The 11,173-nt window shown below is 70.6% G+C and carries 10 protein-coding genes; 7 read left to right on the forward strand and 3 right to left on the reverse strand.

The genetic code is table 11. The features are described from left to right. The first annotated feature begins 187 nt into the window (after window positions 1–187). The 5 genes from QP939_RS29340 (at window position 188) to QP939_RS29360 (ending at window position 4,878) form a co-directional block, all read left to right on the forward strand. Entirely contained in the window at window positions 188–1,141 is a 954-nt protein-coding gene (locus tag QP939_RS29340; RefSeq protein WP_434219582.1) for a hypothetical protein, read from the forward strand. A 179-nt stretch (window positions 1,142–1,320) separates the two neighbouring features. After that, complete coding sequence (locus tag QP939_RS29345) at window positions 1,321–3,669, forward strand: GH92 family glycosyl hydrolase (RefSeq protein WP_285449423.1); 2,349 nt, start codon at window positions 1,321–1,323, stop codon at window positions 3,667–3,669. 95 nt (window positions 3,670–3,764) lie between these two features. After that, entirely contained in the window at window positions 3,765–3,959 is a 195-nt protein-coding gene (locus QP939_RS29350) for an HC3 family zinc finger protein (RefSeq protein ID WP_285449424.1), read from the forward strand. Beyond that, window positions 3,920–4,369 (forward strand): hypothetical protein, encoded by a 450-nt coding sequence (locus QP939_RS29355; RefSeq protein ID WP_285449425.1) that lies wholly within the window; start codon window positions 3,920–3,922, stop codon window positions 4,367–4,369. Before QP939_RS29350 ends, QP939_RS29355 begins: the two co-directional genes overlap by 40 nt. 26 nt (window positions 4,370–4,395) lie before the next feature. Then, entirely contained in the window at window positions 4,396–4,878 is a 483-nt protein-coding gene (locus tag QP939_RS29360) for a DUF2127 domain-containing protein (protein WP_285449426.1), read from the forward strand. On the opposite strand, the gene QP939_RS29365 is transcribed toward QP939_RS29360, so the two are convergent. From QP939_RS29365 to QP939_RS29375, 3 genes are all read right to left on the reverse strand, one after another. Then, complete coding sequence (locus QP939_RS29365; protein ID WP_285449427.1) at window positions 4,864–6,402, reverse strand: ABC transporter substrate-binding protein; 1,539 nt, start codon at window positions 6,400–6,402, stop codon at window positions 4,864–4,866. The two genes, QP939_RS29360 and QP939_RS29365, sit on opposite strands and share 15 nt — an antisense overlap. 19 nt (window positions 6,403–6,421) lie before the next feature. After that, on the reverse strand, window positions 6,422–8,395 hold the full coding sequence (locus QP939_RS29370; protein WP_285449428.1) for a hypothetical protein: 1,974 nt from the start codon (window positions 8,393–8,395) through the stop codon (window positions 6,422–6,424). A gap of 118 nt (window positions 8,396–8,513) precedes the next feature. Further along, complete coding sequence (locus QP939_RS29375; protein WP_285449429.1) at window positions 8,514–9,218, reverse strand: PP2C family protein-serine/threonine phosphatase; 705 nt, start codon at window positions 9,216–9,218, stop codon at window positions 8,514–8,516. Between the two features lie 230 nt (window positions 9,219–9,448). On the opposite strand from QP939_RS29375, the gene QP939_RS29380 reads away from it, so the two are divergent. Together QP939_RS29380 and QP939_RS29385 are read left to right on the forward strand one after the other, a co-directional pair. Then, window positions 9,449–10,723 (forward strand): IS701 family transposase, encoded by a 1,275-nt coding sequence (locus QP939_RS29380; RefSeq protein WP_285459667.1) that lies wholly within the window; start codon window positions 9,449–9,451, stop codon window positions 10,721–10,723. 10 nt (window positions 10,724–10,733) lie between these two features. Then, window positions 10,734–11,162 carry a nuclear transport factor 2 family protein gene (locus tag QP939_RS29385; protein ID WP_285449430.1) on the forward strand — a complete coding sequence of 143 codons (429 nt, stop codon included), beginning with the start codon at window positions 10,734–10,736 and terminating at the stop codon, window positions 11,160–11,162. Window positions 11,163–11,173: the final 11 nt, after the last annotated feature.

Below are 11,173 nucleotides of genomic sequence, written 5' to 3' on the forward strand. Positions count from 1 at the left end.
AATGTGGCCTTGGTTGCGTCTGACGCACCGAAGGCCGCCTTGGGTGCGTCTCACGCAACCAAGGCCGCCTTGGGGCGCTCGGGCTGCGGTCACGCGAACGGGGGATTTCGGCCGGAAGTGACCGGAATCGACCGTTCGCGGCTTGCCGCGTCGTATTTCTGTCGGACCTGGTGATCATCATCGGCGCATGTACCGAGCAACCTGGGCCAAGCACCCACTCGTCACCGGCCACCCCGACAACCCGGACGTCGTGCGCGTGTCCGAACTCGAAGAGATCGGCATGCCCCGCAGCAGCATCTACCGCCGGTGCCTGCCCGGCGGCCCATGGCGTCGGCTGCTGCCGGGCGTCATCCTCTTGCGACCCGCGGACCCGACCGACGAACAACGGCTGAGAGCCGGGCTCTTGCGCGGCGGCGAGCGTTCCATGATCACGGGCCTTTGGGCACTGCGTCGCCACGGCTTGCGACAACTGCCCGAGCCGGACGATGTCCACCTGCTCGTGCCGCACGAACGAGAGGTCACGAGCTCGGGGTTCGCCCTCGTCGAGCGCACGACCCGGCTGCCGACCGCCCTGACGCGGGACGGCCTGCCGGTCGCGCCCGTGCACCGCGCGGTGCTCGACGGTGCGCGGCGCATCCGCGACTTCGACGCTGTGCAAGCGATGCTCGCGGAAGCAGTGCAACGGAAGAGGTGCACGCCCGAGCAGCTGGATCGTGAGCTGAGTCGGGGTAGCCAGCGCGGATCCGCCCTTCCCCGGCGAGCGCTCCAAGCGTTGTTGGGCGGTGCCGAGTCGGTCGCCGAAGCGGACGCATGGGAGATCTGGAAGCTTTCGGGCCTGCCCGCGGCCGAGTGGAACGTCAGCGTCTTCGATCGGGAGGGCGGCTACATCTCGAAGCCTGACGCCTGGTGTGAAGACGTCGCGTTCGCGTGGGAGATCGACTCGCGCAGTTACCACGAGGACGGTGACCACTTCGCGGCGACGTTGGCCCGCAACGCGCGATACTCGGCTGCCGGGATCATCTGCCTGCAGACGCTTCCGATGAGGCTCCGGACCGAACCGGGCAAGGTGATCACCGAGCTTCGCGACACGTACGCGACGGCGTGCGCTCGTCCGAGACCTCCGGTGACGTGTCGCCCCTGAGCCCCGAGCGCCCCAAGGCGGCCTTGGTTGCGTCTGACGCACCGAAGGCCGCCTTGGGTGCGTCAGACGCACCGAAGGCCACATTGGGGCGCCTTTGTCCTGCGGCGGGGGTTGATTTGTCCGGTGGACAACGGAAAAGATCCCACCGTGCATTTGACAACGTTGTCAGGAGGAAACGGATGAGAACGCGGACGCGCGTCCTTGCCACCCTGCTCGCCGGTGCCACCGCCATGGCACTGGCCACCCCCGCAGAAGCCGGAAGCCAAGCCGGAACTGAGGCCGGGTTCGCCAAAGACCCCACCACCCTCGTCGACACCTCGATCGGCAACAACGGGGACGGCACCACCTTCCCGGGCGCCACCACCCCCTTCGGGATGGTCCAGCTCAGCCCGGACACCCAGCTCAAGAAGTACGCGTCCTACGACTACGCGCAGGACACCACCCTCGGCTTCAGCCACACCCATCTCTCCGGCGTCGGCTGCCAGACGATGGGCAACTTCCGGTTCATGCCCACCACCGGCGCCGTCACCAGCAGTGATCCCGCCCAGTACGGTGCCAAGTTCAGCCACGCCAACGAAACCCGGCAGCCCGGCTACTACGGCGTCAAGCTCGACAACGGCATCGACGCCGAGCTGACCGCCACCCAGCGCACCGGCCAGCACCGCTACACCTTCCCGGACGGCGCCACCAGCGAGAACGTCCTCATCGAGGTTGGCGAGAGCAACGGCTACACCTACGCCGGGGACGTCCACGTCGTCGGCGACGACACCGTCGAAGGCTGGCTGCAGGGCGGGAACTTCTGCTGGGAAACGCAGAAGGAGCGCTACAAGGTCTTCTTCAGCGCGAAGTTCGATCGCAAGTTCAGCAGCTTTGGCACCTGGACCGACAGCAAGCTGACCGCCAACCAGCGCGACGCCAAGCTCGGCACCCAGCGCACCGGCGCCTGGCTCACCTTCGACACGAGCCGGAACCAGGTCGGCGCCTCCGTCGGCCTCTCGTACACCTCCATCGACGGCGCCCGGCTGAACCGGACCGCCGAGCAGCCCAAGTCCTTCGACAAGGCGCGCAAAGCCGCTCACGACACCTGGGAAGACGAGCTGAACCGTATGCGCGTCGCCGGCGGGACCACTGCCGACCAGCGGACCTACTACAGCGCGCTCTACCGGTCGCTGCTGCACCCGTCCGTCGGGTCCGATGTGGACGGCTCGTACCGCGGCTTCGACGACCAGGTGCACCGCAGCCGCGATATGTATTATCAGATGTTCTCGCTGTGGGACACCTACCGGTCGCAGAACCAGCTCGTCGCGCTCCTGCACCCGGACAAGGCCGCGGACATGACCAAGTCGATCCTCAAGATCTACCAGGACGGCGGCTGGGTCCCGCGCTGGGCGCTCGCGGGCGGCGAGACGAACGTGATGAGCGGTGACCCCGTCACGCCGTGGGTGGTCGACAACTACCGCCGCGGCCTCCTCGACGACCAGACCGCCCGGCAGCTCTTCGACGCCTTGTGGCGCAACGCCAACGAGGTGCCGGCGGACCAGTCGATCTTCCGCGGCCGCGACGGCAACCCGACGTACGTGAAGAACGGCTGGATCGGCTACCAGGACCTGCCGGGCTACACCTACGGCGACACCCGCCAGGCGGGCTCGGCGACCCTCGAATACGCCCTCGCCGACTGTGCACTGTCCACAATGGCGCAAGGGCTCGGCTACGGCGACAAGGCGAAGACGCTCGAGGACCGCTGCGGCAACTTCGCCAAGCTGTGGGACACGAGCGTGGAATCGCACGGCTTCACCGGGTTCCCGCGCACGAAGGCCGCGGACGGCACCGGCGTCGGCAACCCCGACCCCGCGCAGTCGACCGGGTTCCACGAGGGCACGCCGTGGCAGTACCAGTGGCTCGCCCAGCAGGACACCGCGAAGCTGTTCGGCCTGATGGGCGGCCCCGCGCGGGCGGAGCAGCGGCTCGACACCTTCTTCGACACGCCGCTGCTGCTCGCCGACCCGGCGAAGGCGGCCAAGGACTCGTGGGTCCACGGCGCGTACGACTACCACAACAACTTCGCCTTCAACCCGAACAACGAACCCGACCTGCACGCGCCCTGGATGTACAGCTGGACGGGCGCGCCGTGGAAGACGTCGGCCGTGCTGCGCGCGGCGCGGACGCTGTTCACCGACACGCCCTACGGCATGCCGGGCAACGACGACCTCGGCACGATCTCGTCGTGGCTGGTCTTCGGCATGACGGGGGTCTTCGAAGCCCAGCCCGGCTCGGGGACGTACCTGCTCAGCACGCCGATGTTCGAGAAGGTCGAGATCCGGCCCGCCGGCGGCCGCGAGATCGAGATCGAGGCGCCCGGCGCGAGCGCGTCGAAGCTGCAGTACACGAAGGACGTCCGAATCGGACAGCGTGTCTACGACCGCAGCTGGATCTCGCACGCGGACCTGCTGCGCGCGGGCAAGATCCGGTTCTCGCTGAGTGACGCGCCGACAGCGTGGGGCACCAAGGCGGCGCCGCCCGCGATGTGACCCTGTGACGGTCTCCCCGGCCCGGCGAAGGCGGGGGAGACCGTCACCCGGCCACCGTCTTGGTGTCAGCCGCGTGGGACGGATTCACTGGTGTCATGTTGAGGTGGCAGCAGGCGGAGGGGAAGCGCCACGCGCTCGACGGGCCCTTCCCGCCGCGTCCGGAAGAACGGTTCGTGACCCTGTGCGGCGAAGAGGTGACCGTCGCCGTGCGGGATGTTCCGCAGCTCGGCGGGCACTGGTTCGATCCCACGTGCGCCGACTGCGCGACGGCGTGGCTGGCGCGGTGCTGACCGGGGCCGGGCGGGACCAGCGGCTGCTCGACCGCATCCGCGACCTGCACGGCTCGCTCGCCCAGGACCTGGCCTGGCTCGCGCGGACCGTCGACGAGGATGCGCCGCGGCCCGACGTCCTGCGTGACCTGGGGGAGCGGCTCACCGACCTCGGCGCGGACCTCGTCATGCGCGCCGACGAACTGGACGCGCGGGTCCGCGCCACCCTGCCGAGCCACGGCTGGCTCCCCGAAGCGGGCGCACGGCGGCGCGCGCTCGCCGTCGCCCACCAGGTCGGCCCGCACCCCCTCCGGTGCGGGCCGATCTTCCTGGCCGTCTGCGGGGCCGCGTGCTTCCCGTTCTACGGGACCGACCCCGGCGGCCGGACAGCGCGGCACGAACGGTGCGAAAAGTGCCTCCACGTGCGCTGATCCCCCGTTCGTGCTGAGCTGGGGGCATGGCGGAAACCACCACGGCGACCGAGAAGTTCTTCCGGGTCGCGATCGCGCTCAAGGGCCTCGACGGCGCCCTGCAGGTCGTCGGGGCGCTCGTCCTCGCGTTCGTGCCGGCGGCGGCCGTCAGCGGGTTCACCCACGCGGTGATCACCCGCGACTTCCTCGGCGACCCGTCGGGCACGCTGGCGCGCCACCTCGAGTCGGCGACGGAGAACTTCCTCCACGGCGACACGAAGACCTTCGCCGTCGCGTACCTGCTCGCCCACGGGCTGATCAAGCTGGGTCTCGTCTGGGCGTTGGCCCGCAAGATCGTCCGCGCCTACCCGGTGGCGGCTGTCATCCTCGCCGCGTTCGTCGTCTACGAGATCTTCCGCGCGGTGCACACCCACTCGATCGCGTTGCCGTTCTTCGCCGCGCTCGACGTCGTGATCATCGTCCTCGTGCTGCGGGAGTACCGGCAGCTGAAGCGGTCACGAAGCGCATGAGGGCGACGTGTCGAGCGGCCGCCCGCGCGACCACACGAGGTCGACCGGGCCGGTCGTCCCGTCGGCCTGGATCCGCAGGATCGGCAGCACCTTGTCGATCTGGTTGCCGCTGTCCTGGCCGAACGCGATGAAGCCGGTGGCGCCGCCGACCGCGGAGTTGCAGTCGATGCTCGCGACGAAGTTCGTCACCGACCTCGGGCTGCCCGCCGGGTCCTCCTCGGCGGCCTTCACCGCGGTGGCGACGGCGTCGTGCTCGATCATCGCCGCCCCGTCGGACAGGTCGGCCGCCGCGAACTCGTGCGTGCCGGTGAACGCGTTGAGGAAGTCCGTGTAGTTCTGCTGGTAGGTCAGCGCCGCGTCGTGGCCGGTGAACATCTTCCACTGGTCCGGGTAGGCGAGCGCGGTGTAGAGCGGCGTGACGGCGATGTCGCCGTCCAGCGGCAGCTTCGAGCCGACGAGCGTCGCCGCGTCGTCGCCGGAGAGCACCGTGACCGACCGGAGCCCTTGGCACGCGCCGTCGTTCGAAAGCGCGTGGACGAACGAACCGAGGTCGACGCCGCGGCCGGCGAAGTAGATGACGTCCGGCTGGGCGGTGCAGATGTCGGAGTGCATGCCGCGGAACAGCTTCTGGAGGTAGGCGTCGCGGCTGGTGCCGGTCAGCTGGCCTTCCAGCGAGTCGTACTTCTTCGTGAACTGGATCGGCACCAGCTGCTGCTCGGTGAACGCCTTCGCGAGGGTGCCGGCGTAGGTGTCGGCCTCGTTGACGTCGGCGACGAGCATCGTGCGCCGCTTCGGCAGCTTGGCGATGTAGTTGACCGCGGCCTGGGCCTCGTCGCTGTTCGTCGGCCCGACCCGGAAGAAGGTTTTGACCGGCTTGCCGTCGGGGCCGAGGTTCAGGTCGTCGGCGGTCACCGTCGAGCCGATCGTGACGATGCCGTGGCTCCCCAGCTCGGCGATCGCGCGGCGGACGTTCTCCAGGCTGGTGCCGAGGCCGGTCACGGCGGCGATGTGCAGGCTTTCGGCGGATTCGACGATCCGCTCGACCGCGTCCCGCCAGTGTTCGGCGTTGGTGCCGAAGTTCGCCAGCAGCAGCTTGACGCCGGTGGTGTCCGGGTGCGGCCAGGCCGCGGCGATGGCGCCCTGGACGACGTGCCGGGTGAAGTCGATCGGCGTGCTGTCGACGTCCGGGTCCGGCGTCAGGTTGTCGAGCACCACGATGGTCTTGAAGGTGTCGCCGGCGCGTGCGTTGCGGTCGGCGATGAGCTGCTCGAGGTCCGCCAGGGGATCGTCGGCGCGCAGGGTGCCGGACTCGAGGTTCAGCCCGACGCAGACATCGCCCGCCGAGGTCAGGCCGTCGCCGCAGCTCTGCCACGGCCGGGTCAGCCAGAGCACGCCCGCGAGCACGAGCAGGACGACGAGCGTCACGGCGACCCAGTGGCGGTGAAGCAGGTTCCGCGGCCGGACGGGCGGCCCGGCGGGCCGGGTTCGCGAGGGGAAGCGGTCGAGCAACGCGGTGCGGGGCATCGGTTTCCGTTCCGGCGCGTCAGGGCCAGAGGCCGCGGTGGGCGAGGTGGGCGGTGTCGTCGAGGGCCTTGGTGTCCGAACGCTGCGACTTCGAGGACAGGGCGGTCAGCGCGGTGCCGATGTCGTGGTTCTGGTCCGGGCCGCGCACCGCGAACGGGTTCGCGCTGAGCCAGCTCGCCGCGACCAGCCGGGCGAGGTTGTTGCGGATCTCCGTGCGCCCGTCGGGTTTCCGCGCGACGTCGGCGTCGACGAGCTTGCCGTAGAGCCGTTCGTAGTCCTCGTCGAGCGGCTGGTCGTCGGGGGCGTGCACGACGACGGTGAGCCGGTCGATCCATTCGCGGTGCGGCAGCCGCGGGAAGTCCCGTTCGAACAGGTCCACCACGGCGGGGAAGTCACCGAGGGCGAGCCGGCAGTACGCGCGGCGGACGTCGTCGGCGCCGGGCGCGTCGAGCAGCGCCTTGAACTGCGCGGCGTAGGTCGGGCCGTCCAGGTCGTCCCGCCGGGCCAGCGCCGACACGAGGTTGCCCGCGAGCCAGGGGTGCAGCGTGACCTGGTCGGGGGTGCCGCCGCTGCCGGACGCGTTCACCCACAGGGACGCCCGCAGCTCGGTCAGGATCGGGCCGACGTGCGGCTGGCCGACGAGCCCGTGTTCGGGCAGCGGCACCAGCCACGGCGCGGTGGCGAACGGCGCGGCCGTCACGAGCGCGTCGGTGTCCACAGTGGACAGGTTGAGCCCGGTGAGCCAGGTGCGCCACGGATCGGGGCCGGTCGTGCCGAGTTCGTCCCTGGCCCCGGCGCGGACCGGGGCGTCGCCGAGCGTCCGGGCCAGTTCCCGCACGGCGCGCGGCAGGCCGCCGGTGGCGCGGTGGACGAACGCGGCCGTCGCGCGGGGGACGTCGCGCCCGAGGATGCCGGCGACCTGCTCGACCTCCAGGGGTTCGAGCAGGACGGGGTAGTGGCCGGGGTGTTCCGGGTGCGCGGCCCAGTCGTCGTAGGAGGCGTCCCGGCAGGTGGGGACGACCTGGGCCGCCGTCCCGCCCGGCTGCCACGGCGGCCGCCACGCGCGGCGGAGCTCGCGTTCCCACTCGCCGTCCCACTTCCCGCTGGTCGCCACCACCAGCAGCGGGTCGCCGGTGCCGCGGTCGCCGTGCCGCCGCCGGTAGGACTGCCGGGCGGCCGTCAGCGCCTTGAGGAACGCGAGCCCGCCCGGGTGGTCGACGTCGTCGAGGAGCACCACCCAGTTGTGCACGTGAGGCCTCTTCCCGGGGTTCTCGCAGTCGCACGGGCTGTGTCGCTCCGGCGCGGACATCCGGCGGTGGTTCTCCCGGACGTCGGCGAGGAACGCCTCGGTCAGCCACGCGGTGACGCCGTCGGGGTCCGGCTCGCGCCCGCGGGCCAGCCAGTTGAGGTCGACCAGCGCGTCGAGCGCGTCGCCGCCGCGGAACCGGTCGAACTCCGTCAGCGAGCGCAGGACCTGGCCCAGGCGCGGCCGGACGGCCTGGATCAGCGCCGGGACCTCGGCGGCGAACGCGTCCCCGAACGGGGCGGGCACGGCGGTCTTGACGAGCACGCGCACCAGCGGGTCGAGCCGGCCGGACCAGCGGCTGCGCTTGAACTCGACGAGCAGGCGGCGCAGGGTGTCCTTGTCCCGTTCGCGGTCGGTGGTGCTGAGCTCGGCGCCGACGGCGATCAATGCGACGGTGAAGCGCAGGAACCGGGGCCGCGCCCGGTGCCGCCACTTGCGGGAGAGGCTGTAGGCCAGCCTGATCAGGACGTCGACCGGGCTCGGTTCGTCACCGGCGAAGGCGAAGGCGGCGTGCACCACACCCCAGCCGAGGTCGTCGGCGATCTCCCCGAGCGCGTGCGACTTGCCGGAGCCGACGGGCCCGAGCAGGAGCACCACGGGCTGGCGGCGCGGCGGCTTGCCGGCGACGCCGTTCCAGAGCAGGCGCCGGGTCAGCAGGACGGACCCGGAGTGATCCGTTTCGACCATCGGTGTGCATTCCCCCAGGTGAACCGCGAACACGTCGGGTCACCAGGCTAAACACACGGTGATGGATCGGGCTACGAAGAGCGTCCGGTTGACCGGGATTTGTCACCCCGGCCCCGGCTCACGCGGCGACGGGAAATCGCACCGTCGTGACGTCGGCCTCCAGGGGTTCGACGTAGATGGCGGTCGCGTTGTCCGATCCGCCGCGGGCGAGCGCGGCTTCGACGAGCTCGGCGGCGCCGCCCCGGGCCAGCACGGCGCGGATCCCGCTGCCGGTCAGCGGCTTGTGGACGCCGTCGCTGGTCAGGAGCAGGCCCGCGCTGGTGGTCTCGGCCGTGCCGATCTCGTGCGGCTCGGTGGTGCGGACGCTGGTGGTGACGACGTGCTCCATCCGCGGGGTCACCGGCTGGTGGCGGGCGCGGAAGTACTCGGCGAGCGTGTGGTCGGTCGTCAGGCGGGTCAGGGTGGTGCCGTCCCAGGCGTACGCGCGGGCGTCGCCGACCCAGGCGATGCGGTAACCGCCGGTCTCGGCGGGCATCGCGACGACGAGCACGGCGTCCCCGGCGCCCAGCTCGCGAACCGCTTGCCGCGCGGCGAGCACCGCCTCGACCGGTCCTTTGTGGACGGGCGTGCGAGCGGCGGCCGCGGCGGCGGTGCGCGCGGCACGGGCGGCGGCGGGATCGTCGCCGACGCCGTCGGCGAGGGCGAACGCGATGCCGGGACCACCGGCCGCGGCGTAGGCGCCGACGGCGTCGGCGTTGAGCGAGCGCGGCCCCTGGGCGCTCGCGGTGTGCCAGCGCGGGTAACCCGGACGTGTCGTGATCATCGCGGCCTCCTCGTCCCCTCTGACCTCCATGATCCGCGCCGAACCTGTGGGCCGTCTGAGATTTTCCCGTGCCTAGTACTCCAGCTGTAGTTCGTGATCTTGCTGGAGGGGGCCGGTGAGATGGGTGCGGCCACCACGTGATCATGGTGTTTGTGAAGACAACTCAAGATCATGTGGTGGCCGCGGCTGCCAGCGTAGACCCTGCGGGGTGGCAGTCGCTGCTGGGTGAGATGTTCGTGCGGGTGGGGCACCGGTTCGCGCGGGTGGAGTCGCGTCGCCGCGCGGGGCGGTTCGTGCAGGGGCTGCTGGCCGGGCTGGTTCGGGTGAACTGCTGGACCATCGCCGAGGCTGTCGGGGACACGACCCCGCATGGGATGCAGAACCTGCTCTCGCGCGCGAGCTGGGACGTGGACGGGGTTCGTGACGACCTGCGCGAGGTCGTGGTCGAGCAGCTGGGTGATCAGGATGCGATGCTGGTCATCGACGAGACCGGCGACCTGAAGAAGGGCACCGAGTCGGTCGGAGTCCAGCGGCAGTACACGGGCACGGCGGGCCGGATCGAGAACTCGCAGATGTCGGTGTTCCTGACGTATTCCACCCCGGCCGGGCATACGTTCATCGACCGTGAGCTCTACCTGCCTGAAAGCTGGGCCGAGGACCCCCGGCGCCGGGACCGGGCCGGAGTGCCCGCCGGGACCCGGTTCACCACGAAATCCCGGCTCGCGTTGGCCATGATCACCCGGGCGCTGGACGCGGGCGTGCGGGTGGGGTGGGTGACCGGGGACGAGGCTTACGGCAAAGACGCTGCCGGCCTGCGTGATCCGCTCGAACAACGCGGACAGGCCTATGTGCTGGCCGTGGCCTGCGACCATCGCATTCCCGGGCCCGGCAGGCAGAGCGTGCGAGCTGATGAGCGGGCGGCCGCGCTGCCGAAACGGGCCTGGCAGAAGCTCTCCGCCGGAGCGGGCGCGAAAGGCCGGCGCTACTACCTGTGGGCCCGCATCCGGCTGCACCCCGCGGGCACCACCGGTTATCACTGGATCCTGATGCGCCGCAACCGGCGCACCGGGGAGACTGCGTTCTACCGCTGTTACAGCCCCCGCCGCGTCTCGCTGGCCAAGCTCGCCCGCGTTGCCGGGCGTCGCTGGACGATCGAGGAAACCTTCCAGACCGGCAAAGAACTCACCGGCCTGGACGAGCACCAGGTCCGCACCTGGACCTCCTGGTATCGCTGGACCACGCTGGTCATGCTGGCCCACGCCTTCCTCGCCATCGCCGCCGCCCATGCCCGCCACACAAAACCGCATGAGGGCCTGATCCCGTTGACACGCAACGAGATCAGGCACCTCTACGCCCAGCTCATCCTCAAGCCAGCCCGCCGCGTCGCCGACATCCTGGCCTGGTCCACCTGGCGCCGACGACACCAACATCACGCCCGGCAAAGCCACTACCAGCGACGACACGAAAACCCAGCACCCGATCACGAACTACAGCTGGAGTACTAGGATCGACCTCGTGGACGACTACCGGGCGATCGAAAACCTCATCTTCTCCTACGCCGCGCTGGTGGACGCGGGCGATTTCGACGGCGTCGGCGAACTGTTCGCCGAGGGCGAGTTCGTGGGCAGCGGCGGCGTGGTGAGCGGCGCTTCGGGCGTCTCGGGGATGCTGCGCGACACGGTGATCGTCTACGCGGACGGCACCCCGCGCACCAAGCACGTGACGACGAACGTCGCGCTCGACGTGACCGGGGACACGGCCACTTCGCGGGCGTATTTCACGGTGCTGCAGGCCGTGCCGGGGCTCCCGCTGCAGACGATCGCGGCGGGCCGGTACGCGGACCGGTTCGCCAAGCGGGACGGGCGGTGGCGCTTCACGGAACGCCGCGCGACGGTCGACCTCGTCGGCGACGTCAGCCACCACCTGCGCGCGAAAAGGCCGTGAGCGGGATTCCC

Origin of the sequence: Amycolatopsis nalaikhensis, from assembly GCF_030264295.1 — a bacterium.
GTDB classification, from domain to species: Bacteria; Actinomycetota; Actinomycetes; order Mycobacteriales; family Pseudonocardiaceae; genus Amycolatopsis; species Amycolatopsis nalaikhensis.